Raw genomic sequence first — 22,106 nt, 5'->3', positions numbered from 1 at the left:
AAATGAAAAAATTAAATAAAATTACAATATAGAATTTGAAAGAATGACTTAAACACTTGTTTTTAAGCGAAGAAAAACAGTACCCATTTAAAAGTACTGTTTTCTTTTTATTTTATTAATTATTGCATTAGAGGCATATACTAATCGATTGATTAGTATACAACCCTAAAAAGTTACTAGAATTTAATATTAAAAAAAGTAATATTTATGATAATTTTTGATTTCGTGAAATCTTTTTTTAATAAACTTTTTAGAGTTTTTGCTAGATTAAGTAGATTATACAGTAAATCTTTAATCTGTTGATTCATATATTAAAAACCTCCTAACAAAACCTTCTAACAAAACCTCCTAATAACAATAAATATATTTGATTTTACTAATATTATTGCATAGTTTGTGACCGTTTATTCATGATTAATTGATTGTAATTATATAATATTACGCAATATATAAATACACTACTTTTAAGAATAAGATATAGTTATTTATTAAATATACTTATATATTAATTTTGTACATTCATCCTCAGTAAATATTTTTGTTTTCATAAGATTTTTTCCTATCTCACATAAAACAGAAAGAGAAGGGAATTTTATATTATTAAAATCACTTACATTAATTGTATGTGTACCATTAATCATAAAGTATAAAGTTTTAAATTGCTTTGAATTTATAAAGCAGTAAAGACCATAACATAACTCTAAACTCATTTCCGATTTATCTATATTATGAATATATAAAAGGTTATTGTCTAAACCTAAGTAATCATGTTTGAAATAGTTTTTATCTAATATACAACTAACGACTAAATCAATATCATCCTTAGCAGTTATTTTTCTAATGAGTAAATAATTAGAGTTTTTTATTAGATATTTATTTTTAGATGAGATAGATTTATTATGTGTTTTACGTTTGTTTTCCCTTTCAAAATACTTAATAATATTATTATTTTGGATATCAGCACTTATCAACAAAGGTGCATAATTATCATAGTAAATATATCGACTTATATCAGGCTCATTACGAAACTGTACAATTGGACCAACACTAATTTTTAAACCTAAATTTTCTAATGTATAATCTAATTTTTTCATGTTATCAAAAAATAAAATATCTTCTAGTTTTTTTGGAATTAGTATAGATAATGAATCATTGTCAAAAACTAAATTTTTAAAGTTAATTAAAAAAGAATCAAAACCATTAAATGAAATACTTACGTCCTCAATTTCACGATTATTTTTAAATGTAGAAATAATAACTTCTTGATTAACAGATTTAAACATACTTCTTTTATCAAAAGAGTGTATATGAGTTAATGAATAATTAGAAAAAATAAATTTTCTTAATTTTTTAGAGTATTCACCACTAAGATAATTTCTTGGGCTTAATACTGTATAAATGCCATTAGGTTTTAATAGTTTTAATGACATTGCAATAAATAAGGTGTAAATATTAGGTTGTCCGTAAATTATATTCTCCATAATAATAGATTCATCAGAAGTTTGATTTATTTTTTTATATGGAGGATTAGATATTATAATATCATATTTAGGATTTTCATCTTCATATAACCAAGCTGTTTTATTTTTTGTTATAAAGTTTCCGTGTATTGTATTGTATGAAAAATCTATATTGTAAACTTCTTTAATATACAGATTTAAAACTTTTAAATTGCAGCAAAGTATATTAAATACATTGGGATCATATTCATAGGAGTCAATATGAATCCTACGTATATGTTTATGATTATCAAGTATATATATGACCAAGCTAGCGATTAGTATTCCGCATCCTGCAGAAGGCTCCAATATATATAATGCGTTATTATTTTGAAATAGAGAAAAATCTATAGTAGAGATCATCTTAGATGCAGTATTGTAAGGAGTAAAAAACTGTGATGTATTTTTTAAATAATTTCTATCTTTCTGTTCAAGATATTTATTTTGTGAATTTTCAAAAATATCTATTATGGTATTGTGCATTATGTCTCAACTCCTATTCATATATATTCATTTATAATTCTACTATAGTTCAACTTAAAAAGCTATAGGAGAAAGATTACCTAAGTATTTTTCTTCTATTAAATAGTCTAAAAATATATTTTTTAATAATTCCAAAGATGAAATCACATTGTCATACCCATCAATCCAAAATGTATAAGCAGTATTTACTTGATTTGTGTTTATATCTGATGATTTTGATAGAGAAAAAACTTTAAATGTATTAGGGCTTACTTCACCATGAGCTAATCCGTTTCTACGGTCATATAAAATGCCAAGTTCTGTAAGTGGAAAATTTTTGTTATCAAATTCAGAACAATTTAGATTATTATAATCTATACCAAGAAGATCAAAAGTTGATTGTAATGTATCGTGATTAATAACATACTTGTCTTTTAACATAGCATCAAATATATTTATGTTACCATTAAAAACTTTATCAAATACAGAAACCATAGCATTAGATTTAGAAACTTGTTTTACTAAATGTGCTTCTAAACTAGGTACTAATGAAAGAATTATAAAATTAGGATTTAAGTTTATTAAACTAGTATTGGTATTTTTTATAGAATCTATTAAATACCAAAATGAACTTTTTAAAAAACCTTCATAATGAGCATACAAAGAAGGATAGGTACTTCTCATTAGTGTGAATTTATTATTGAGATTATTTGTAGAGTCTATAATTTCTTTTAGACTTGATAAATCTTTTTTTCTTATAGATAATTCATTATCTAATTTATCTATAAACTCATCTACAATACATTCATTTGTATTAATGCAATTCACTGTAATTAAACAACCTTTCTGCTTCTTCTTTTGCAAGTTTTAATCTTTCTATTACTTTAACATTTGATTTGCCTTTGCTTCTAATAAATTCACCAGTGCCTTTTATAGATTTTATTGTATCAACTATCTCCTTTGTATAATTATCTAATATAGATAAATCATTAATAACAGTAAGACCCCATGCTATAGTTTCGAATGCTACCCAATTAAATCCACCTTTATATTTTTCTTCATTTTGGTTATATACTTTGAATCCATAATCATCACTAATATTAGTTGATAAAAACTTAATAAGCGTATCGAAGGTTGAAATATCATGGTCAACAGAGTAGCTTTTATCTGATATAATATCACATATCGCATTATCCATAAATTCATTAATATCTTCAGAATTTCTAACACTTTCAATATTTTTATAATTCCTCATAACTAAAAATCTTGTTAATATATCCATGTCCATTCTTGTTTCAGATTTTGTATCAGATAAATTCAAAAATTCTTGATAATAATCACGCTCACAATAATCTGATAATTTATTGTAAACATCATCATTTGACATTAGTATAAGTGCATTTCTTATTTCTTGTTTACTTAGATGAGAGCCTCCAGTATTAAGTCTTTTAAATAACTCAAACTTAGAGCGCTCTTCGCTATTGTGTTTTATGAGTATTACAGGTATTATTGAACGTTTAAAATCTATTCTTGAAGCACTATCTAATGATTCCTCTTTGTTATTAGAGTTAAAAAATTTATTTTCTAAATAAGTTAAAATTTTAGCTTTTTTTAGTTGTAAAGGTTTTTCTAGTTCACTAGTTTCAGAGTCAATTAATATTCCTACAAAATGATATATAGTTGAAAGTCTTTGAACGCCATCAATTACATCCCATATACCATCTTCACGTTGAAGAACAAAAATTGAGGGTATAGGATAACCTAAAAGGATGGACTCTATAAAATTAGTTTCTTGTTCTTCACTCCATCTAAAAACTCTTTGAAATGCTGGTTCAAGATTAATTTCTTTATCATTATATAAACTTATTAATTCTCCAACTGACATTGTCATTTGATTTGTATATATTTCACCCCTTTTTGCAATTATCTCATCTCTGAGGTTATTTATCTTTGTCATTTTTGTTACCTCCTAAAATGTATATAAATTATTAAGATATTATGGTTTTTAGTTAAATAAAAATTATATATCTTTTACTTATTTTTATCATAGTTCTTTATACAAATAGATATTAGGTAAATTAGTAAGTATAACCTTATAACTACCTAATTGAACATAGCCTGTACTACTTTTTCTAGCTAAGTATTCAAATTTATCTCTTACTATAAATTCATTAACATTTAGAAACTCTGAGATTTCATAAAATGAATTACATCCATATTCTAAAGCTTTAATTAGTTCATTGTTTGTTATTATATAATTAGTGCTCCAATCGGTAGCTTTTTTTTCGCATTTAAGTATATCTAATTGATCTCTATATGTAGCAGCATTACAAATGCTGTCACCTACACTTGTAAAATGGTGTCCTAACTCTTCACCCAATATTTCAACATGTCTAGATTTATTTTGCTTAAGGCTATTTAAAAGGAAAATAGCAGGACCTACATCTTTTATATTTACATATAATCCTTCCAATTGATAAGGAAGAGAATTATCATAGTGTAATATAATATTTTCATCAGATACAACTTGCAAAAGTTTTTCTAATTTGTCCATATTCCCCCCTCTAATAATCTAAGATATTTATTTCTTATCTTTTAAATATTTTAATCTCATTAAATCAATATAGTTATTTATTTCGTCAATTGCATCATCTGGAAGCTGTTCAATATCCCCAATCCTATGAGCAGCTATAGTTGTCGCATTGTTAATTTCTTTTTTGTGATTTCTTTCATCATTTCTACCTAATAGATAATCGATAGATACATCGAAAAAATCTGCCCAATTCTCTAAAATATTGACTTCAGGCTTTCTTTTATTATTTTCATATTGAGAAATAGTAGACTTATTAAATCTCGTATTGTATTTTTTGTTGAAGTTTTCTACAAGTTCATCTTGTGTTAATTTTTTTTCATTTCTTAATTCTTTAAATCGTATTCCGAAAGTTGCCATAAACAACACCTCCTTTATTAATATATTATTACAAATTAACGTAAACGTAAACTTTCCATAACTAATTTAAAAATAAGTTAACAAAATAATAAACTTATTATTGACAAGTTTCGTTACTGTGAATATAATTAAAATATAAAAGTTAACACAAACTAAACAAAGAAAGGGAGAAAGTGACATTGAGAAAAAATATGATCAAAGCAGGAAGAGCTGAAAAAGGCTATACGCAAGGTCAAATTGCTTCAAAATTAGGCGTATCTGAGCCTACATATAATTTGAAAGAAAATGGTAAGAGGCAATTTACTGAAAATGAAATGATAACTTTAAGTATTGTATTAGAAAAATCATTAGATGAACTTTTTTTATACAATTCGAGTTCACACAAACGAAACAAATATCTTTAGTTAAAGGAGGATTAAGAAATGAACAGCAGTTTATATCAAAGTTTTAAAGTAATAGATAGTAACCAAGAAGCAACAATGACAAGTTTAGAGGTAGTTGACTTAATAAATAAATTTAGATTAGAAGAAGGAAATACAATAGAAAAGAGACATAATGATTTCATGGCAAGTATAAGAAATGAACTTGGAACACTTGAAAAAGCAGGAACAGAAATAGACGAGCGAAAAATTTCGCGCGGGTCATACTTAGATAAAAATAGTCAAGAGAGACCTTGTTACAAAATGAGTAAATCATGGATAATGCAGATGCTTAATAAAGAAAGTGCATTAGTAAGATATAAAACACAACAGTACATAGAAGCACTCGAGAATAAATTAAAGCAACAAGCTAAACCTTTAGGAACTATGGATTTATTGAGATTACAATTTAAGGCTATTGAGGAACAAGATAATAAGATAGAAGAAGTAAAAAATGAGTTTGAAGATTTTAAAGGAGATATACCATTGTTCCAAACTGAATGCAAAGAGTTGCAGAAAGTGGTAAGACAAAGAGGCACTAAAGTACTTGGAGGATATAAGTCACCAGCTTACAATGATAAATCTTTGAGAGCTAAGGTCTATAGTGATATTCAAAGTCAGATTAAAAGAGAGTTTGAAGTAAGCAGATATGAGTCCATCAAAAGAAGAGAATTGGAAAGTGCTTTAAAAATAGTTGTTAATTATAAAGTACCTTACAAACTAGAACAGGACATAACACTTAAAAATATGCAGCTACATTTAGTTACAGATAATGTTAGACAAATAAGTTTTAATTAGGAGGCAGGAGGTATGGAAAATAATTCAAGAGTGTTTTCAAGTAAAGAAGAAATGATTTCTATAGAAAAAAGGAATTCAGAGTTAGTTAATTTAGTTTTGGACTTTGCAATAAAAAATAGTATGTCAGCACAAGAGATAGATAATTGCATGGAAGAAGTAAAGAAAGTATTTTATAGCGATGGATTAATATTAAGAGAATCTAATGAAAAAACTGCTCAAGAAGGGCAAGCTCAAGAGCAGCAAATTATTTTAGAATTAGAAAATTCTATAGTAAAAATAATTTCTGATAGTATTATTTGCAAAGTTAAAAGCAAAAATATCTATTCGGTTGTAGAACAAAAAAATGATGGCATTAAGGTTGAATTACATTAAAAGAGCCATCGTCATTTTTTAAAAGTTCCCAATTAGTTCGAATGATTATTTTATCACTATATTGCTCAGTTTCTAAAATAAAGCCATTTGGATAAATAGAACGTATATGATTACATTCTGGAGTCTGTTTTAAAAATTCCTGCTTTATTTCTTGAAAATCTTTGCAGAATCCCTCTGTATGAACTGTATTATCTTGTGTAAATACGTATTCAAACATAGAAATTTTCACCACCTTTCTTGAATTATTTGGAAAATATTCCATATAAAAATTATATCAGAAGGGGGGACAAAAAGTGATGATAAATGACAGATTGAGAGTGATTTTAAAAGAAAGAAACATAAGTATACATAAATTATCTAAAGAAGCAGATATACCAGTAAGCAACATATATAAAATAATACAAGGTAAGAATTTAAATCCAGGAGTTTATACAGTAAAAGCTATAGCTGATTACCTTGGAATTACAATAGATGAATTAGTTAAATAAGAATTAGAATAGGACAAATTTTTATAAACATAAGTATTTATATGGGGGTGTTTATATGAAATATGATGCAGAGTATAGAGTCGGAAAGACAAGAGTATTTATAGTATCTCCTGAAAATGAAGCAAGGCTTGGAAGAAAAATGACTGAAGAAGAAAAACAAATAATACTAGATGATATATCTGAAAAAGCGAGTAGAATTGCTTATTCTATAGCAACAAAGAAACAAGCTAGTATTTAACGATATATATCTTCAAAAGATAAAAGGCTATGGCCTTGAATCGATAAAAATAGGACAAGCAGGGGGTACTTTAAAATGGATTTAAAAATAGTTGATATAAAAAGTATAACACTAGAACAGTGTATATATTTTGCTTCATTAGGAATGTATTTCATTATACATGATGGAGTTTTAAAAGGTTTCAGTAGATAGGAGCGGATAATGATTTGGACAAAAGATAAATTGTGGGAGTTAAAGGAACTGTATGAAAATCCTTTTAATAATGCTAAGGAAATTGCGGAACATTTTAATATGAGTGTTAGAGAACTTTATAATCTAGCGCACAGAAAAGGGTTTGTTAGAGGTACATATCAAGAATTTGGATATCAAAAGTGCAGCACTTGTAAGCAAATATTAGAAGCTAATTCAGATAACTTTTATATTAATAAAAATTATAAAAATGGTTTTGGTTATGAATGTAGACCATGTGCTAGAAAAAGAAGAATGAAAAAATATTATATAAATAAGGATGTGGAAAAATGAGTAACTGGATTTTGGATCATGTAATAGACAGTATAAAATCTAAGATTGTAGCAAAAGAAGAATTTATAAAAGTTTGTGAGCTTGAAAGAAACAAATTTCAAGCTTGGCCAGATACAGAAGATACTTATGAAGTTAAAAATAATGAGTATTGGAGAGTAGCAAAGGCAATGGCAGAAGTTCAATTAAAAGAGTACCGAGACGAACTAAGAGAGATAAATGATATGTTGCAAGAGGATAGTAAGCAATATGACATTTTATATGATGTAGTAAACGATAATATCCCTTGTGTTGGGGTTATATAAAAAAAGAGCCTAAAAAGGCCCAAAACAAAAATATTGATATTTAATTATAACATACTTTAGGAGGAGATAAAATGACGAGTTTATACCAATTAACTTCTAACTTTTTAGAAGTAGATAATTTAATAGAAGAATACTTACAAGCTGGAGAGGAAGATCTAGCAGAGAACTTAGTAAAAGCTAATCAAATTATAGCTAAAGAAATAGAAAATAAATCAGTTGGTTTTATATATGCATTTAGAAATATGGATAGTCAGGTTGATGCAATTGATGCAGAGATTAAAAGATTACAGGACCTAAAGAAACAGGTTAAGGCCAAAGATGATAGGCTTAAAACAATGTTAAAAAGTAGTATGGAAGCATTAGGCACAACAAAGATTGAAACTGATTTGGGGAAAATATCAATAAGAAATAATCCAGGAAGTTTAAAAATAGATGATATGGACCTTATACCAAATATATACAAAGAAGAAGTAGTTACAACAACAGTAAAAGTAGACAGTAATCTTATCAAGAAACAAATAAAAGCTGGAATAGGTATAGAAGGTTGTCATATTGAAGCTGGGACAAGCCTTATTGTTCCAAAAGCTAAAAAGTAGGTGATTATATTGAGTAATAACATATATAAAAAATTAATGTTAGTACAGTCGAAATTAAAAGCACCAAAGAACCAATATAATTCTTTTGGAAAGTATTCATATAGAAGTTGTGAGGATATTTTGGAAGGTTTAAAACCATTATTAAGTGAAGTTGAAGCAATCGTGACTTTAAATGATGAAATACTTCACGAGGGGGATAGATTTTATATAAAAGCTGTAGCTAGCTTTATTGATATAGCAACAGGAGAGAAAGTAGAAGTAAGTGCATTAGCTAGAGAAGATGAAACTAAAAAAGGAATGGACCTAGCACAGGTTACTGGAAGTGTATCAAGTTATGCTAGAAAATATGCTTTAAATGGTTTATTTGCTATAGATGATACAAAAGACAGTGATAGCACAAATAAGCATGATAAAGATAAAGACAATATAACTAGTTTAAATACTGAGAACAAGTGGACTAATCCAAAGTTAACAGATGCACAACTTAAAAGACTTTATGCAATCGCATACAGTAAGGGGATAAGTAAAGAAAAGGTTAAGGATCAAATACTTAAAAAGTTTAATAAAGAGGTTACTAGTTTGACTAAAACAGAGTATGACAAAGTATGTGAAGGATATGAAAATATTAAAGTAGCTAATTAGTAAGAGTAAGGAAGAGTTAATTCTCTTCCTTATGAAATAAATATATACAACAGAGGGAGTTGAGATAATGGCAGACAGAAGAATGTTCTCAAGAAGAATTATTAATAGTGCTAAGTTTTTAAAAATGCCAGTAAGTACTCAATGCTTATACTTTCACTTAGGTTTAAATGCTGACGATGATGGAGTTGTAGAAGCATATATGACAATGAACATGGTGGGAGCTACAGAAGATGATTTGAAAATACTAGTAGCTAAGAATTTTGTACAGGTATTAAATGAAGATTTAGTAACTTACATAACTGATTGGAAAGAAAATAATAAGATTAGGGCTGATAGAAAAGTAGACAGTATATATAAAGATTTGATATTGCAAGTTAATCCAGATGTACAATTATTAGAAAGTAAACAGAGGGCTGACAGAAAAAAGCCTAATGGTGGGACGCCCCAAGGACAACCGCCGGACAACCAATTGACAACCAATGGACTGCATAGGACAGGACAGGTTAGGACAGGACAGGTTAGTATAGGTCAGGACAACACTATAGAAAATGATTTGGTTGTTGTTAATAAAATAAAATCTTATTTTGATTTATCAGGAGAAGAACTTTTAAAAATACATAATGCTTTTAAAGAAGTTAATAAAGATACGAGCTATTTAGAAGAAAAGTTAATACTCACTAAAAATACAGATTGTAAAAGTGTTGTAGGTTTTCTTATAAAAGCAATTAAAGAGGATTATAAACCACATAAAAACAATGTAACAAAGTTTAAACCTAAAGTTACGAATTTTCATTATAATGCTGGAAATGAGTCTTTTAGTCAATATGAGCCAGATGAATTAGAAAGGCTTTTGAAAGAAAGCCAAGAAGGTAAGTTTTAAAAAAGAGGAGTAGCTTATTATTAGTTACTCCTAGATAAATCAACTAAGGGGAGTAGATTAAATGTATAGTAGTGTTAGTTTTAATAGACATAAGGTTACAAATGCATTAGCACAAGAAGATCCTACATATGAAAATTATCTTAGATTAGCAGAAGCAATTTTTACAGGAAGAATTAAAGTGGTAGATTTGCAAGACAAGGAAGAAGAAACAAAAAGAATGAAAGAAATTGATGATATGAGAGCAAGGGGAGAAAAAACACCTTATGAAGCAGCAGAAAAGAAACCTAAAAGAATAACTAATACAAAAGGACCTAAAAAAATAATGGTAGAGGTTACAAATTTAGAGACTAACGAAAAAAACATATATAAATCAATGAAGAATTTTTGTGAAGTGAATGAGATATCTTACTCATATATCAAATCTCGATTTAAAAAGGCGAAGAGCAATAAAATCTTATACAATAGGTTAATTATCAATAAGTTAGAAACAGACACAGGAGAAGTTGAAGTACAGCCTCAAAGAGTGTACTTAAATCCTAATATAGATATAAATAAACATAAAACACCTTGGGTGGATGAAGAAAAAGCATTTGTTGCTCAAAATAGACCAGATAAGACTTGGAAATATATTGGAGCATGTCTTGGAAGAAGTGCAGAAAGTTGTAGTAATGTTTTAAGGCATATGAAAAATAAAGGTCAACTTGAATATTATTTAAATTTGTATATATCAGATAAATTGGAGATTGGAGCATAATTAATGAATAAATACAAAAATAAAAAAGTAGTTGTAGATGGAATTAAATTTGATAGTAAACATGAGGCAGAATATTATCTTTATCTTAAGAAATTAAAAGAAGAGGGTAAAATAAAAGACTTTGGATTGCAGCATAAATTTGAGCTACAGCCAAGTTTTAAAAAATATGGTAAAACTCATAGAGCCATAACTTATACAGTAGATTTTGCAATATATCATAATAATGGTGATGTTGAATACGTGGATGTTAAAGGAATGGAAACACAGCAAGGTATTATGAGAAAAAAGATGTTCGATTACCTATTTGATGAAAAGCTCACATGGATACAAAAGAGCATTAAATATGGAGATGAAAATGGATGGATTAATTATGATGATTTGAAAAAAAAGAGAAAAGTAGCTAAAAAAACAGCTTAATAAACAATAGGAGAAATAGAAATATGAATAAATTAATAATGTCTGGAAGACTTACAAAAGATGCAGAATTAAGTTTTATACCAAATACAGGGACACCCAAGATGGTATATACATTAGCAGTAGAAAGGGCATATCAAAAGGATAAGAATAATAAAAAGGTTGATTTTATAAATTGTGAGGCTATAGGTAAACATTGTGAGAACTTATGCCAGTATGTTACCAAAGGCAAGTTAGTTCTAGTTGAAGGAGAATTAAACATAGATACTTACGACAAAGATGGGGAAACAAGAAAGTATACAAAAGTTAAAGTTGATAAACTTGAATTTCTAGCTGGAACTAAGAATGATGAAACTGTATCAGGAGAAAATAATCAAACTTTTCAACCAAGTTATGAACCACCAAAAGGATTAGATCCAAATGGTTTTCAAGCGATAGATGATGACGAGATACCATTTTAGATATGAAATAAAATAATTCATTTATTTCAAGAGCAACCTAAATAGCTAACATTTGTCGAATGTTAGGAAAAAAGATTGACAAAAATGTTGATAAGTAGGAGAAAATGAGGAAATATGAATAACAAATTAAAAGCTAAAGTAGTAAAAAATAGATTAAATAAATACAATGTGATTGTAAACTTTGAAGGTAGAAATATGCCAATGGGACAAACTTTTGATGCAGATACATATAGACTTTTAGAATGGGATACAGAGGATGAAGCCATAGAGTATATATTGAGTCGCAATGATAGGCTTGAATTAGTGAGGCATTAATATGGAATATATATCACAACATCTGGATAATAGGGAGCAGAGAATAAAAAAGATAGCACTACATTATGGTTATGATAGGCAAAGTATTAAATTAATAGAAGAAATGGCAGAACTTCAACAGGCAATATGCAAACATAGAGAAAGTACAGATAAGGCTAAGACACTTGAGGAAATAAAAAGTGAAATAGCAGATGTTTATGTAGTTTTTGAACAAGTTAAATATTTATTAAATATAAAGGATGAAGATATAGAAGAAATAAAAGATTACAAAATAAATAGACAACTTTTAAGAATGAAATCGGAATAGCATTTAATACTTAAAGGTCAATAAAATTAAAGAGGGGGAAATAATGATAAAAAGAAAAGTTGGCAATGTTATATATTTAAAAAATAAAAAAGAAAATTCAATGGAGCTTAGATGTAGCAATTGTAATGTAGTAAAAAATGAAGGTGAAATAACAGTGGAAGTTGACAAGGAAACTGGATTTAAAAAGTATAAATGTGATAATTGTGGGAGTTCAACATTTACACCACAAATAGATTTAGAAGAATACTATATATAATCACCAAGGGGGAACAACATGACAAAAGAAGAGTTAAAGGAATATACAGTGCTAAAAGATGAGGTTGTACAACTTGAGGAACAAATAGTATTTTGGGAAGAAAGAAAAACAAGTATAAAAAGTCAAATAATTTCAGATATGCCTCGAGCAGAAGGAGAAAGTAAAGAGTTGATTGATATACTTGTCAGAATAGAAGATACTATTAAGAATTTAAATAAAAAGACAAACAAGCTTATAAAGAAAATATCGGAAATAGAGGATACAATAGAAAGTTTAGGAGCAACAGAAAGAGTATTAATGAGATATAGATATATAGATAATTTAAGAATGTTCCAGATAGCTCAAAAAATGAATTATAGTGAAAGACAAGCGAATAACATACATAGTTCAGCATTAAAGAAAATAGCATAGAAAGCAAAAGGGGTGGATTTTATAATCTACTTCTTTTTTAATTACAAGGAGTTTATATTACTTTAGAACTTGTGGAAAACTTCTGTATAATAGTGATATTAGTAAGTTTAGAAAATATAAAAGTAACAAAATTATAATTTATTTGATAAAATATAAGATAAATTCCTGAAAATATGATTATTTCATGCTATATATGAGACATTATATATGATAAAAATATAAATAATGTTATAATTTATAATGCAAAATATAACAATACTTTACATATATTACATATAATGGTAAATATATTGGGTGTTTAATAATAAGATAGCAAAACATATCTATAGTAGTTGTCTGAATCGGTCTTCTGAAATGTATATTAGCTAATAACCTAAGTTATTTAATAGTATTACTACATTGTTTATTATGAAAATATGGGAAAGCATAATAAGGGCTAGATTGCAATATGAACGAGTAATATAATGTAAAAAATTTAAGGAGAGTTTTTAATGAGTAAAATAAAAAAAAGTTTTGAAGATTTTAAAGAAGATCCAACGGAATGGAGAAAAGGTACTTGGGATGCTCTTGATGAAAAAAAGATAAAACCTTATAATTTTCTAGTGAAAGCATTGCTTTTAGTTTTAGGATTAATGTTATTAATGTTGTCTTTGGTATATTTAATATGCTTACCAATAGGAGTAATAGTATTAATTTTATCTTATAAATTTGATGCTAGAAAAATGAAAAAGAAGTTAGGAAGTAAAGAAGAGTAATTAAAAATTAGATTAATAAAAAATCCTATAAGTGTACTTAGTACACTAGTAGGATTTTTTTATACAAAGAAATTGATATTTTATTTATCCAAATAACATTGCAGATTATTGCAGAGTAATCCATAGTATTATTGTATTGTGAAGAGATAGGTTAATGGCAGGATTTACTCTTTACTCCTCTTTATATAAATTAATTATATATGTTTTGGAACTAACAACGGAAGGATAGAAGTATAGCTGAACTTCTATCCACTATGAGAGTGCAGGAGCAGTTATCCCCAAACTTTTCAGTTCAATTCTGAAAACTCTCTCCCCGATAGTTATAATAAACCCCTTTCACTGGATGTACTAATGTGCATCCTTTTTTTATTTTTAAATATTAAGGATGTGACTATATGAAATGGATTGATGCAAATTTAATAGCAGAACAAGAAGCAGAAGTAAAAAGGGATAAATGGATATATGAAGATCTAATGAAACAGAAACCTAATTTTGATAAAAGTAAAAGTAAATTTAAGAATATAAATAAAAAACAAGGAAAACCTCGAATAAAGTAGAATTGTATACTTGAAAGAGGTGAATATATGGAGTGGGCTAATATGTCTAAAATGAGAAATAAGAGTTTTTCGTGTGGTTATTGTGGCTGTATTATTGGAAATGATAAGGGTTTCTATGCTAAAGAAAAAAGCGGTCTGTTAGGTAGTTCAGATTATGAATATAGCATATATATATGCCCCAATTGTAATAAACCAACATTTTTTGATGATGAAGAAAAGCAATATCCGGGAGTGAAAATTGGTTCAAATATTCAGAATATAACACATAAAGAAGTGGTAGATTTATATAACGAAGCTAGAAATTGTTTTAGTGTAGATGCATTTACTTCAGTAGCTTTATGTTGTAGAAAATTGCTAATGAATATATCTGTCAACTTAGGTGCTGAAGAAAATAAAAAGTTTGTATATTATGTAAATTGGTTAGATGAAAAAAATTATATTTTGCCAAATGCAAAAAAATGGGTTGATCAAATTAGAAAAATAGGAAATGAAGCAACTCATGAAATTCATATAATAAGTGAGGAAGATGCTGAAAAATCATTAAAATTTGTAGAAATGATACTAAGGTTAGTATATGAATTTCCAGCTATGGTTGAATAGAAATAAAAGAACTCTAGAAAAGGGGGTTCTTTTTTATTTTGTAAAGAAAAGAGGTGAGTTCATGGCAAAGTCTAAATACTTCACTCACGTTGAGCCGAAGCTTACATTAATAGAAGGATGGGCAAGAGATGGGCTCACTGATGAACAGATAGCAAATAATTTAGGTGTAGCTGTAAGCACATTTAATGAATATAAAAATAAGTATCCGAAGTTTTCGGAGTCCCTAAAAAGGGGAAAAGAAGTAATTGACTATGAGGTGGAGAATGCTTTATTAAAAAGAGCTTTAGGTTATGAGTATGAAGAAATAAAATCAGAGTATGAGTGTGGAGAGTTAATTAAAACAACAAGAACTATAAAACATGTTGTTCCAGATACTACAGCACAGATATTTTGGTTAAAGAATAGAAAACCACAACAATGGAGAGAAAAAAAGGATATTGAGCATAGTGGCCAGATAAATAACCCTTATGCTGAGTTAACAAAAGAGCAACTACTAAAACTAGTTAGTGATGAAGATGGATAAAGAATTAATTAAATTAGGAGCTAAGATAGAACTTGCAAGGCGTGGGTTCTTTTTTTATTGTAATTTAAAAGCACCAGATTTCTATAAACCTAATAGAAAATACTTAGTAGATTTATGTGACGACTTCCAAGAGTTTTATGAAGGTGATGATGATGTATTAATTATTAATGAACCACCTAGGCATGGTAAGTCAAGAACAGCTTCTTTATTTGTAGAGTGGGTTCTTGGCAACAATCAAAAAGAAAAAATAATGACAGGATCATATAATGAAACACTATCAACCATGTTTTCAAAGAATGTCAGAAATAGCATTCAAGAAGAAAAGGCAGATATATATAAGCCGGTCTATTCAGATGTATTTCCTGGAGTAAAGATTAAGCATGGTGATGGGGCAATGAATCTTTGGAGTTTAGAAGGTGGATATAATAACTACTTAGCAACATCACCTACTGGTACAGCTACAGGATTTGGAGCTTCTTTAATGATTATAGATGACTTAATCAAAAATGCAGAAGAAGCCAATAATGAAAATGTAAAAGAAAAGCACTGGGACTGGTTTACTAATACAATGCTATCTAGACTTGAAGAAGGTGGAAAGATAGTAATTATAATGACTAGGTGGGCAAGCGATGATTTGGCTGGAAAAGTTCTTGAATGGTGCGAAAGTAAAAATAAAAGATACAAACATATATCTATGAAGGCATTAGTTGATAAGTATAAAAAGCAAATGTTATGTTCAGAAGTATTATCTTATGAAAGTTACATGGATAAAGTAAGTGCTATGGGTGAGGATATAGCAAGTGCTAACTATCAACAAGAGCCAATAGATTTAAAAGGTTGTTTATATACAAGTTTCAAAACATATACAGAATTGCCTCCTTATTTTGAGAGGATAGCTAACTATACAGATACAGCAGATACAGGAGAAGATTATTTATGTAGTATTTGTTATGGAGTTTATAAAAAGGAAGCTTATATATTGGATATATTATATTCTCAAGCTTCTATGGAGGTTACAGAAGAACAAACAGCTAAAATATTATATGAGAATAAAGTAAATGTAGCAGATATTGAAAGTAATAATGGTGGAAGAGGATTTGCAAGGAATGTAGGAAGTATTCTTAATGATAAATTAAAGACTAATTATACTACCATAAGACCATTTCACCAGTCAGGTAATAAACAGGCTAGAATACTTTCTAATTCTACTTGGGTAATGGAACATATTTATTATCCATGCAACTGGAAGGATAAATGGCCAGAATATTATAAAGCAATGGTTAAATACCAAAGAACAGGAAAAAACAAACATGATGATGCACAAGATGCAACAACAGGAGTGGTTGAAAAAATAGCAAATAAAAATAATACAGGAGTAGCAAAGGTTAGAATTTAGGAGGTGAGTATATGTTAACTAATCTTGATTTTTTAAAACTTGGTTCATCGTGGCCACCAGAAAATGAAATACATAGACTAGAAAAATATCATAAAAATCAAATGATATTTGAAGGAGAACATGAGCAAGTTTATAAAGAAAGTTTCAAACGTATTACAAGAGTAATAGGAAACTTTGAAGATATAGTCAGTTATTCTGTGATAGCTAACTTTCAAAAGTTAATATCACTAAAGATAGCTGATTTTTTATTGGGAGAACCACCTAAAATAACGTGTGGTGATGATAATTCAAAGCATCAAACAACATTAGATACTATTTCAGAGAATAGTGACTTGATTAATACTTGTTATAGTGCAGCTATTGATATAAGTAGATATGGTGACAGTGTATTTAATGTTTATAAAGATGAAGAGGGTAAAGGGATTATAGATATAACTCAACCTAGTTTTTATTTCAAAATAGTTGATGCTAAGAATATAAAAAAAGTATTGCATCATGTATTAGCTCATACTTATGAGGTTACTCAAAGTGAAAGTAGCTTATTTTCAACTAAAGAAAATAAAGTTAAATACTTATATGTACAAATACATTCAAAAGGATTCTATGAAGAGATTACATATAGAATTAATAACCGAAACATTATTGATGGAGTAGCTGAAGAACTTAAAAAAATAGATACTGGATTAGATGATTTTGCTATAGTTCCAGTACATAATTTGTTGACTTCAGATAGGGTTTATGGGATAGATGACTATGCAGACTTAGATAGTATTATTTCAGAAATAGAAGTAAGAATAAGTCAAATATCTAAGATATTAGATAAGCATGCCGAACCTTCTGTACAAGGTCCTGAAAGTGCATTAGAAAGAGATTATGATACTGGAGAATATAAGTTAAAAATGGGAAACTACTTCATTAGAGGTACGACAGAAGACCCACCAGTTGAATATGTGACATGGGAAGCACAACTTGAAGCTAACTTTAAACAAATAGAGAAGCTAATAAATATCTTAGCTGTAATAAGTGAAATGGGAAGTGCTATATTTGATAATGAACAAAAGGCAGGTCAGATAGCTTCTGGAACAGCATTAAGGAGAATGATGATTTCACCGTTGGCTAAGGTTAACCGTTCTAGAATGAGATTTGATAGTGGGATTAAAAAAGCTATTAAATTAGCTTCACAATTAGGTGGAGAAAACATCATAGATTTATCAAAAGAGAAAATAAATATATTTTGGAATGATGGTTTACCTGATGATCCAAAAGAGCAAGCAGAGATAATGGGTATAAGAACAGGAAATAAATCTACGTTATCACAGTTTAGTGCTATTCAAAGATTAGATAGTTTATCAGATGAAGATACACAAAAGGAACTAGAAGCAATACTAAAAGATGAAAAAGACAATAATCCAATGTCAAATATGAACTTTGACTATAATAAAGTAGTTGATGAAGATTAATGAAAACTTATGATAAAAAGATTAATCAACTTATTAAAATATATACTCAAGCAGAAAAAAGGCTTATTAATATAATCGGTAATAAGAAGGTTAAAGGTCATGTTACGGATTTTTATGAAACTATGCTGAAACAGGTTAAGCTTGAATTAATGCAATTGCAACTACAAAGTGCTAAATACTCTAAAGATATAGTTAATGAGTTATACATGGAAGCATATTATAATTCATTAGAAGCTTTAGATATATCTAGTATAGGAGATGGATTTGCTCAACTTCACACAGATGCTATAGAGCTTATAAGCGATAATATGGTTAACAACTTTGCAGAAGTAAACAATCAAGTAGGAAGAAGAATAGAGGATAGTATCAGAGATATAGGACTTACCGATACACAAATGAAATTTGCTACTGGACAAACTATTAAGCAGTTGCAAGATGAATTAGTAAATAACTTAATTAAAAGAGGTATAGGAGGAATAGCAGACAAAAGAGGTCGTGTTATTCCTTTTACTAGTTATGCAGAATTATTAAGTAGAAGTATAGTAGCAGAAACTCAAAATACTTGTGTTATGAATGTAGCCAAAGAGCATGAAAAAGACTTAGTTAAAATGACTCAACACAATACAACTTGTCCAATATGTGCAGTTTATGAAGGTAGAGTTTATAGTTTAACTGGAAATGATGAAAGATTTCCTAAGTTGAGTAATATACCAGGTTTTAATAAAGGTTATAACAATATCCATCCAAGATGTAGGCATAGAATAACACCTTATATTGAAAAGTATAATGATGTGAAAGAAGATATAAAAAATAGTAATAGACCTTTTGAAGTAGATAAGGATAAAGAAGCTAGTGTAAAAGCATATCAAGAAGAACAAAATGAAAAGGCTAGATTAAGAAATGATAAGAAGGAGTATGAAAAATATACCCAAATTTTAGGAGAACAAGCACCAAAAAGTTTACAAAGTTTTAGGGAAATAAAGTATAATAATAGTAAGCAATGGAATAAATTAAAAAGCAATTTTAAAATTGTTAGTAAATATAATGTAATAAAAGGTAATGTAACCACATCTAAAATATTAGAATTACATAGTATAAATGAAGAAATAAGAAATAATTTTCCTTCTAAATTTAAAAGGAAAGGCAATATCGCTGCTATGAAATATGATGAAGAGTTGTATTTTGCATATAGTAAGATACAAAATAAAGAGAATGATGGTTATATCAAATATAAAGGAAATAAAGAGAATATAGTATTATTAGAAGAAAATAGAGTATTTAAAACACTACAGATTCCAAAAGAAGGTGGTTGGAATAGGCATATAGATGGTGAGGCAAAATTATTTGAATTTATAAATAAACAAAATAATAAAGATAAAATAAGCAATATTTATATGATTACAGAGCTACCAATGTGCGAAAGTTGCAGATATGTCTTACAACAATTTATAGAAAAAAATCCTAATATTAAATTAAATATTATTGAAGGAGCTGATTATAATGGAAATAATTGAAGATATTAGAGATCATATAGAAGAATCTTTTGATTTATTAGACGAACTAGGTTGTAATTTAATAGGTCTATACAATTATATTAAATATGGAAATGGAGATTTTGATGGCAATCATAAAGACTTGGAGGTTGTGTATAAAATAATATTTGGGTTTAAGGCAATAGAAAATAAATTTGATATTTATAAAGATAAAGAGGAATACTTAAATGCAATAAATAATTTACCAAATAAATATAAATCTGAATTAACTAATGAAGTTGATTTATTAAAAAAATATTTTATAAAATGAATGCACTTACAAGATAAATGTGGGTGCTTTTTTTATTGTCTTTTTTAGCTTGTTTGCAGACGTAAAAGAACAAATTAGCAAAACTCTAGGTGATGTAAACACGTATAAAAACGTAGGAGGAGATTATGACATTATTAGAAATATTAAAAGCTCAAGGATTAAATGAGGAGCAAATACAAGCAGTTCAAAATTCTATGAAGGAAAATAAATTATATACGACTTCATTAGAAAATGTGGATGAAAGATATAATAAGTTGAAAACTCAAAAAGCAGAGTTAGAAGCGCAAATAACTGAAAGAGATAAGCAATTAAAAGACTTATCTAAAAATAATATAGACAATGAAGAATTAACAAAACAGATTGAACAGTTGCAACTTTCAAATAAACAAACTAAAGATGACTATGAAAATAAAATAGCATCTATTCAGTTTGATTATGCACTAGAAGGTGCACTAACTAGTGCAAAATGTAAGAATAATAAAGCTTTAAAGGCTTTATTAGATATGAATAACATAAAGTATCAAGAAGGAAAAATAGAAGGCTTAGAAAGTCAGTTAGAAGGACTTAAAAAAGAAGCTTCTTATTTATTTGAAGCTGAAGAAACACAAGGTGGAAGTGGCTTTAATCCAGGAGGAGAGCCAGGATTTAAAAATCCATTTAGTAAAGAACATTTTAATTTAACAGAGCAAGCTAAACTATTAAAGGAAAATCCTTCTTTGGCAAATAAATTAAGAAATTCAAAATAAAAGGAGTGATATATAATGTCAACTAAAATAGCAGATATAATAGTACCAGAGGTATTTAACCCTTATGTAATAGAAAGGACAGCTGAGTTATCGGCTTTAGTAAATAGTGGAATAGTAGTAAGAGATAATGAATTAGATTCATTAGCAAGAGCAGGTGGCAAATTAATAAATATGCCATTTTGGAAAGATTTAACTGGTGATGATGAAGTACTTAGTGATAGTGGAGCCTTAACTCCAGGAAAAATAACATCTGGACAAGATGTAGCTGCTTTATTAATGAGAGGTAAAGCTTGGTCAGTAAATGATTTAGCTAAGGCCTTAAGTGGAGATGATCCTATGAAAGCTATAGGTGATTTAGTAGCTGAATATTGGGCAAGAAGAAGACAGAAAACTTTATTAGCAGTTCTAAAAGGTGTATTTGAATCAAGTACAATGAGTGGTAATGTGCATGATATATCAGCATTAACTGGTGGAGCTGAAAAAATAAGTGGAACTTCATTTATAGTTGCTAAAAATAAGTTAGGTGATGCATCTGACAAATTAACAGCAGTAATGATGCATAGCGCAGTATTTACATCATTAGAGCAACAAAATTTAATATCTTATATACCAAATTCTCAAGGTGTTGTAGAGTTCCCAACGTATATGAATAAAAGGGTTATAGTTGATGATGGTTGCCCTATTAATACTGATGTATACACTACATACTTATTTGGCCAAGGAGCTATAGGAGAAGGTAATGGAGAGGCTCCAGTTCCTACTGAAACAGACAGGGACTCATTAGCTGGTGAAGATATACTTATAAATAGACAACACTTCATATTACACCCAAGAGGAGTTAAATTTACTAATGCTAGTGTAGCTGGTGAATCTCCTTCAAATACTGAATTAGAAAGCCAAGCTAACTGGAGCAGAGTTTATGAAAATAAAAATATAAGGATAGTTGCTTTTAAGCATAAAATATAGGTGGTATAAATGAGCGTTACAGGTTTTAATAGAAGAAGAAGGGAATTAGCTAAAGAAATAGAATCTAAAGAAGCTAATAAAATTGATTATTCTAAAATGAAAGTTGAAGATTTAAAATCTATAGCTGAGAAATTAGGTATAGAAAATTACTTAGATATGAAAAAAGCTGAACTTGTAGAAAGTATAGAGGAGTTAGGGTAAAACCTAGCTTCTT

At 28.1% G+C, this 22,106-nt stretch carries 34 protein-coding genes; 28 read left to right on the top strand and 6 right to left on the bottom strand.

Going from position 1 to position 22,106, the window contains the following annotated elements; translation table 11 throughout:
* Positions 1–488 precede the first annotated feature (488 nt).
* The 5 genes from TVTCOM_RS12815 to TVTCOM_RS12795 form a co-directional block, all read right to left on the bottom strand.
* Complete coding sequence (locus TVTCOM_RS12815; protein WP_434796663.1) at positions 489–1,982, bottom strand: Eco57I restriction-modification methylase domain-containing protein; 1,494 nt, start codon at positions 1,980–1,982, stop codon at positions 489–491.
* A gap of 54 nt (positions 1,983–2,036) precedes the next feature.
* A complete protein-coding gene (locus TVTCOM_RS12810) occupies positions 2,037–2,789 on the bottom strand; it encodes an MAE_28990/MAE_18760 family HEPN-like nuclease (RefSeq protein ID WP_434796662.1) in 753 nt (250 codons plus the stop codon).
* On the bottom strand, positions 2,776–3,918 hold the full coding sequence (locus tag TVTCOM_RS12805) for a DUF262 domain-containing protein (RefSeq protein WP_434796661.1): 1,143 nt from the start codon (positions 3,916–3,918) through the stop codon (positions 2,776–2,778). The genes TVTCOM_RS12810 and TVTCOM_RS12805 overlap by 14 nt, the downstream gene beginning before the upstream one ends.
* Positions 3,919–4,005: 87 nt before the next feature.
* Positions 4,006–4,515 (bottom strand): ImmA/IrrE family metallo-endopeptidase, encoded by a 510-nt coding sequence (locus TVTCOM_RS12800; protein WP_434796660.1) that lies wholly within the window; start codon positions 4,513–4,515, stop codon positions 4,006–4,008.
* 27 nt (positions 4,516–4,542) lie between these two features.
* Entirely contained in the window at positions 4,543–4,911 is a 369-nt protein-coding gene (locus TVTCOM_RS12795) for a helix-turn-helix domain-containing protein (protein ID WP_434796659.1), read from the bottom strand.
* A gap of 173 nt (positions 4,912–5,084) precedes the next feature.
* Here TVTCOM_RS12795 and TVTCOM_RS12790 point away from each other — a divergent pair, with 173 nt between their 5' ends.
* The 3 genes from TVTCOM_RS12790 to TVTCOM_RS12780 are packed head-to-tail and all read left to right on the top strand — an operon-like array spanning position 5,085 to position 6,500.
* Entirely contained in the window at positions 5,085–5,315 is a 231-nt protein-coding gene (locus TVTCOM_RS12790) for a helix-turn-helix transcriptional regulator (protein WP_434796658.1), read from the top strand.
* Positions 5,316–5,333: 18 nt separating this feature from the next.
* Positions 5,334–6,128 carry an ORF6C domain-containing protein gene (locus tag TVTCOM_RS12785; protein ID WP_434796657.1) on the top strand — a complete coding sequence of 265 codons (795 nt, stop codon included), beginning with the start codon at positions 5,334–5,336 and terminating at the stop codon, positions 6,126–6,128.
* A gap of 12 nt (positions 6,129–6,140) precedes the next feature.
* Entirely contained in the window at positions 6,141–6,500 is a 360-nt protein-coding gene (locus TVTCOM_RS12780; protein WP_434796656.1) for a hypothetical protein, read from the top strand.
* Here TVTCOM_RS12780 and TVTCOM_RS12775 read toward each other — a convergent pair.
* Complete coding sequence (locus TVTCOM_RS12775; RefSeq protein WP_434796655.1) at positions 6,481–6,717, bottom strand: hypothetical protein; 237 nt, start codon at positions 6,715–6,717, stop codon at positions 6,481–6,483. The genes TVTCOM_RS12780 and TVTCOM_RS12775 overlap by 20 nt on opposite strands.
* A gap of 79 nt (positions 6,718–6,796) precedes the next feature.
* Between TVTCOM_RS12775 and TVTCOM_RS12770 the strand changes: the two genes are divergently transcribed.
* From TVTCOM_RS12770 to TVTCOM_RS12650, 25 genes are all read left to right on the top strand, one after another.
* Positions 6,797–6,988, top strand: a complete 192-nt coding sequence (locus TVTCOM_RS12770) for a helix-turn-helix domain-containing protein (RefSeq protein ID WP_434799742.1) — start codon at positions 6,797–6,799, stop codon at positions 6,986–6,988.
* Positions 6,989–7,043: 55 nt separating this feature from the next.
* On the top strand, positions 7,044–7,226 hold the full coding sequence (locus tag TVTCOM_RS12765; protein ID WP_434796654.1) for a hypothetical protein: 183 nt from the start codon (positions 7,044–7,046) through the stop codon (positions 7,224–7,226).
* A 201-nt stretch (positions 7,227–7,427) separates the two neighbouring features.
* Positions 7,428–7,748 carry a hypothetical protein gene (locus tag TVTCOM_RS12760; protein ID WP_434796653.1) on the top strand — a complete coding sequence of 107 codons (321 nt, stop codon included), beginning with the start codon at positions 7,428–7,430 and terminating at the stop codon, positions 7,746–7,748.
* On the top strand, positions 7,745–8,050 hold the full coding sequence (locus TVTCOM_RS12755) for a hypothetical protein (RefSeq protein ID WP_434796652.1): 306 nt from the start codon (positions 7,745–7,747) through the stop codon (positions 8,048–8,050). The genes TVTCOM_RS12760 and TVTCOM_RS12755 overlap by 4 nt, the downstream gene beginning before the upstream one ends.
* Before the next feature lie 71 nt (positions 8,051–8,121).
* On the top strand, positions 8,122–8,646 hold the full coding sequence (locus tag TVTCOM_RS12750) for a siphovirus Gp157 family protein (protein WP_434796651.1): 525 nt from the start codon (positions 8,122–8,124) through the stop codon (positions 8,644–8,646).
* Positions 8,647–9,288 (top strand): ERF family protein, encoded by a 642-nt coding sequence (locus TVTCOM_RS12745; RefSeq protein ID WP_434796650.1) that lies wholly within the window; start codon positions 8,647–8,649, stop codon positions 9,286–9,288.
* A gap of 67 nt (positions 9,289–9,355) precedes the next feature.
* Positions 9,356–10,168, top strand: coding sequence for a hypothetical protein (locus TVTCOM_RS12740; protein ID WP_434796649.1), 813 nt, complete (start codon positions 9,356–9,358; stop codon positions 10,166–10,168).
* 61 nt (positions 10,169–10,229) lie between these two features.
* A complete protein-coding gene (locus TVTCOM_RS12735) occupies positions 10,230–10,922 on the top strand; it encodes a hypothetical protein (protein ID WP_434796648.1) in 693 nt (230 codons plus the stop codon).
* 3 nt (positions 10,923–10,925) lie between these two features.
* On the top strand, positions 10,926–11,339 hold the full coding sequence (locus tag TVTCOM_RS12730) for a DUF1064 domain-containing protein (RefSeq protein ID WP_434796647.1): 414 nt from the start codon (positions 10,926–10,928) through the stop codon (positions 11,337–11,339).
* Between the two features lie 23 nt (positions 11,340–11,362).
* Entirely contained in the window at positions 11,363–11,797 is a 435-nt protein-coding gene (locus TVTCOM_RS12725) for a single-stranded DNA-binding protein (protein ID WP_434796646.1), read from the top strand.
* Positions 11,798–11,911: 114 nt separating this feature from the next.
* On the top strand, positions 11,912–12,112 hold the full coding sequence (locus tag TVTCOM_RS12720; protein ID WP_434796645.1) for a hypothetical protein: 201 nt from the start codon (positions 11,912–11,914) through the stop codon (positions 12,110–12,112).
* 1 nt (position 12,113) lies between these two features.
* Positions 12,114–12,419: a hypothetical protein gene (locus TVTCOM_RS12715; protein ID WP_434796644.1), complete on the top strand. Its 306-nt coding sequence runs from the start codon at positions 12,114–12,116 to the stop codon at positions 12,417–12,419.
* 43 nt (positions 12,420–12,462) lie between these two features.
* Positions 12,463–12,675 carry a hypothetical protein gene (locus TVTCOM_RS12710; RefSeq protein ID WP_434796643.1) on the top strand — a complete coding sequence of 71 codons (213 nt, stop codon included), beginning with the start codon at positions 12,463–12,465 and terminating at the stop codon, positions 12,673–12,675.
* Positions 12,676–12,693: 18 nt separating this feature from the next.
* Entirely contained in the window at positions 12,694–13,086 is a 393-nt protein-coding gene (locus TVTCOM_RS12705) for a DUF1492 domain-containing protein (RefSeq protein WP_434796642.1), read from the top strand.
* Between the two features lie 491 nt (positions 13,087–13,577).
* The gene (locus TVTCOM_RS12700) at positions 13,578–13,841 is read left to right on the top strand and encodes a hypothetical protein (protein ID WP_434796641.1); all 264 of its coding nucleotides are present in this window, start codon (positions 13,578–13,580) and stop codon (positions 13,839–13,841) included.
* A gap of 395 nt (positions 13,842–14,236) precedes the next feature.
* A complete protein-coding gene (locus tag TVTCOM_RS12695) occupies positions 14,237–14,398 on the top strand; it encodes a hypothetical protein (protein ID WP_434796640.1) in 162 nt (53 codons plus the stop codon).
* Between the two features lie 27 nt (positions 14,399–14,425).
* Positions 14,426–14,998, top strand: coding sequence for a DUF4145 domain-containing protein (locus TVTCOM_RS12690; protein ID WP_434796639.1), 573 nt, complete (start codon positions 14,426–14,428; stop codon positions 14,996–14,998).
* 61 nt (positions 14,999–15,059) lie between these two features.
* The gene (locus TVTCOM_RS12685; protein WP_434796638.1) at positions 15,060–15,521 is read left to right on the top strand and encodes a transposase; all 462 of its coding nucleotides are present in this window, start codon (positions 15,060–15,062) and stop codon (positions 15,519–15,521) included.
* The gene (terL, locus tag TVTCOM_RS12680) at positions 15,514–16,917 is read left to right on the top strand and encodes a phage terminase large subunit (protein WP_434796637.1); all 1,404 of its coding nucleotides are present in this window, start codon (positions 15,514–15,516) and stop codon (positions 16,915–16,917) included. Before TVTCOM_RS12685 ends, terL begins: the two co-directional genes overlap by 8 nt.
* A gap of 11 nt (positions 16,918–16,928) precedes the next feature.
* The gene (locus tag TVTCOM_RS12675; RefSeq protein ID WP_434796636.1) at positions 16,929–18,377 is read left to right on the top strand and encodes a phage portal protein; all 1,449 of its coding nucleotides are present in this window, start codon (positions 16,929–16,931) and stop codon (positions 18,375–18,377) included.
* Complete coding sequence (locus tag TVTCOM_RS12670; protein ID WP_434796635.1) at positions 18,377–19,891, top strand: phage minor capsid protein; 1,515 nt, start codon at positions 18,377–18,379, stop codon at positions 19,889–19,891. Before TVTCOM_RS12675 ends, TVTCOM_RS12670 begins: the two co-directional genes overlap by 1 nt.
* Entirely contained in the window at positions 19,878–20,180 is a 303-nt protein-coding gene (locus TVTCOM_RS12665; RefSeq protein WP_434796634.1) for a hypothetical protein, read from the top strand. Before TVTCOM_RS12670 ends, TVTCOM_RS12665 begins: the two co-directional genes overlap by 14 nt.
* A 125-nt stretch (positions 20,181–20,305) precedes the next feature.
* On the top strand, positions 20,306–20,926 hold the full coding sequence (locus TVTCOM_RS12660; protein WP_434796633.1) for a phage scaffolding protein: 621 nt from the start codon (positions 20,306–20,308) through the stop codon (positions 20,924–20,926).
* Between the two features lie 15 nt (positions 20,927–20,941).
* Entirely contained in the window at positions 20,942–21,892 is a 951-nt protein-coding gene (locus tag TVTCOM_RS12655; RefSeq protein ID WP_434796632.1) for a major capsid protein, read from the top strand.
* A 9-nt stretch (positions 21,893–21,901) separates the two neighbouring features.
* Positions 21,902–22,093 (top strand): Rho termination factor N-terminal domain-containing protein, encoded by a 192-nt coding sequence (locus TVTCOM_RS12650; protein WP_434796631.1) that lies wholly within the window; start codon positions 21,902–21,904, stop codon positions 22,091–22,093.
* Positions 22,094–22,106: the final 13 nt, after the last annotated feature.

The organism is Terrisporobacter vanillatitrophus (assembly GCF_051148895.1).
Taxonomy (GTDB): domain Bacteria; phylum Bacillota; class Clostridia; order Peptostreptococcales; family Peptostreptococcaceae; genus Terrisporobacter; species Terrisporobacter vanillatitrophus.
Note: the sequence above shows the minus strand (reverse complement) of the source record. Positions and strands in the feature narration are given on the sequence as shown.

Excerpts from the sequence above, each read along its gene's own strand:
- TVTCOM_RS12815 (WP_434796663.1), bottom strand. The coding sequence starts at position 1,982 with ATGCACAATACCATAATAGATATTTTTGAAAATTCACAAAATAAATAT.
- TVTCOM_RS12805 (WP_434796661.1), bottom strand. The coding sequence starts at position 3,918 with ATGACAAAGATAAATAACCTCAGAGATGAGATAATTGCAAAAAGGGGT.
- TVTCOM_RS12800 (WP_434796660.1), bottom strand. The coding sequence starts at position 4,515 with ATGGACAAATTAGAAAAACTTTTGCAAGTTGTATCTGATGAAAATATT.
- TVTCOM_RS12795 (WP_434796659.1), bottom strand. The coding sequence starts at position 4,911 with ATGGCAACTTTCGGAATACGATTTAAAGAATTAAGAAATGAAAAAAAA.
- TVTCOM_RS12785 (WP_434796657.1), top strand. The coding sequence starts at position 5,334 with ATGAACAGCAGTTTATATCAAAGTTTTAAAGTAATAGATAGTAACCAA.
- TVTCOM_RS12780 (WP_434796656.1), top strand. The coding sequence starts at position 6,141 with ATGGAAAATAATTCAAGAGTGTTTTCAAGTAAAGAAGAAATGATTTCT.
- TVTCOM_RS12775 (WP_434796655.1), bottom strand. The coding sequence starts at position 6,717 with ATGTTTGAATACGTATTTACACAAGATAATACAGTTCATACAGAGGGA.
- TVTCOM_RS12770 (WP_434799742.1), top strand. The coding sequence starts at position 6,797 with ATGATAAATGACAGATTGAGAGTGATTTTAAAAGAAAGAAACATAAGT.
- TVTCOM_RS12765 (WP_434796654.1), top strand. The coding sequence starts at position 7,044 with ATGAAATATGATGCAGAGTATAGAGTCGGAAAGACAAGAGTATTTATA.
- TVTCOM_RS12760 (WP_434796653.1), top strand. The coding sequence starts at position 7,428 with ATGATTTGGACAAAAGATAAATTGTGGGAGTTAAAGGAACTGTATGAA.
- TVTCOM_RS12755 (WP_434796652.1), top strand. The coding sequence starts at position 7,745 with ATGAGTAACTGGATTTTGGATCATGTAATAGACAGTATAAAATCTAAG.
- TVTCOM_RS12750 (WP_434796651.1), top strand. The coding sequence starts at position 8,122 with ATGACGAGTTTATACCAATTAACTTCTAACTTTTTAGAAGTAGATAAT.
- TVTCOM_RS12740 (WP_434796649.1), top strand. The coding sequence starts at position 9,356 with ATGGCAGACAGAAGAATGTTCTCAAGAAGAATTATTAATAGTGCTAAG.
- TVTCOM_RS12735 (WP_434796648.1), top strand. The coding sequence starts at position 10,230 with ATGTATAGTAGTGTTAGTTTTAATAGACATAAGGTTACAAATGCATTA.
- TVTCOM_RS12730 (WP_434796647.1), top strand. The coding sequence starts at position 10,926 with ATGAATAAATACAAAAATAAAAAAGTAGTTGTAGATGGAATTAAATTT.
- TVTCOM_RS12725 (WP_434796646.1), top strand. The coding sequence starts at position 11,363 with ATGAATAAATTAATAATGTCTGGAAGACTTACAAAAGATGCAGAATTA.
- TVTCOM_RS12720 (WP_434796645.1), top strand. The coding sequence starts at position 11,912 with ATGAATAACAAATTAAAAGCTAAAGTAGTAAAAAATAGATTAAATAAA.
- TVTCOM_RS12715 (WP_434796644.1), top strand. The coding sequence starts at position 12,114 with ATGGAATATATATCACAACATCTGGATAATAGGGAGCAGAGAATAAAA.
- TVTCOM_RS12710 (WP_434796643.1), top strand. The coding sequence starts at position 12,463 with ATGATAAAAAGAAAAGTTGGCAATGTTATATATTTAAAAAATAAAAAA.
- TVTCOM_RS12705 (WP_434796642.1), top strand. The coding sequence starts at position 12,694 with ATGACAAAAGAAGAGTTAAAGGAATATACAGTGCTAAAAGATGAGGTT.
- TVTCOM_RS12700 (WP_434796641.1), top strand. The coding sequence starts at position 13,578 with ATGAGTAAAATAAAAAAAAGTTTTGAAGATTTTAAAGAAGATCCAACG.
- TVTCOM_RS12695 (WP_434796640.1), top strand. The coding sequence starts at position 14,237 with ATGAAATGGATTGATGCAAATTTAATAGCAGAACAAGAAGCAGAAGTA.
- TVTCOM_RS12690 (WP_434796639.1), top strand. The coding sequence starts at position 14,426 with ATGGAGTGGGCTAATATGTCTAAAATGAGAAATAAGAGTTTTTCGTGT.
- TVTCOM_RS12685 (WP_434796638.1), top strand. The coding sequence starts at position 15,060 with ATGGCAAAGTCTAAATACTTCACTCACGTTGAGCCGAAGCTTACATTA.
- terL (WP_434796637.1), top strand. The coding sequence starts at position 15,514 with ATGGATAAAGAATTAATTAAATTAGGAGCTAAGATAGAACTTGCAAGG.
- TVTCOM_RS12675 (WP_434796636.1), top strand. The coding sequence starts at position 16,929 with ATGTTAACTAATCTTGATTTTTTAAAACTTGGTTCATCGTGGCCACCA.
- TVTCOM_RS12670 (WP_434796635.1), top strand. The coding sequence starts at position 18,377 with ATGAAAACTTATGATAAAAAGATTAATCAACTTATTAAAATATATACT.
- TVTCOM_RS12665 (WP_434796634.1), top strand. The coding sequence starts at position 19,878 with ATGGAAATAATTGAAGATATTAGAGATCATATAGAAGAATCTTTTGAT.
- TVTCOM_RS12660 (WP_434796633.1), top strand. The coding sequence starts at position 20,306 with ATGACATTATTAGAAATATTAAAAGCTCAAGGATTAAATGAGGAGCAA.
- TVTCOM_RS12655 (WP_434796632.1), top strand. The coding sequence starts at position 20,942 with ATGTCAACTAAAATAGCAGATATAATAGTACCAGAGGTATTTAACCCT.
- TVTCOM_RS12650 (WP_434796631.1), top strand. The coding sequence starts at position 21,902 with ATGAGCGTTACAGGTTTTAATAGAAGAAGAAGGGAATTAGCTAAAGAA.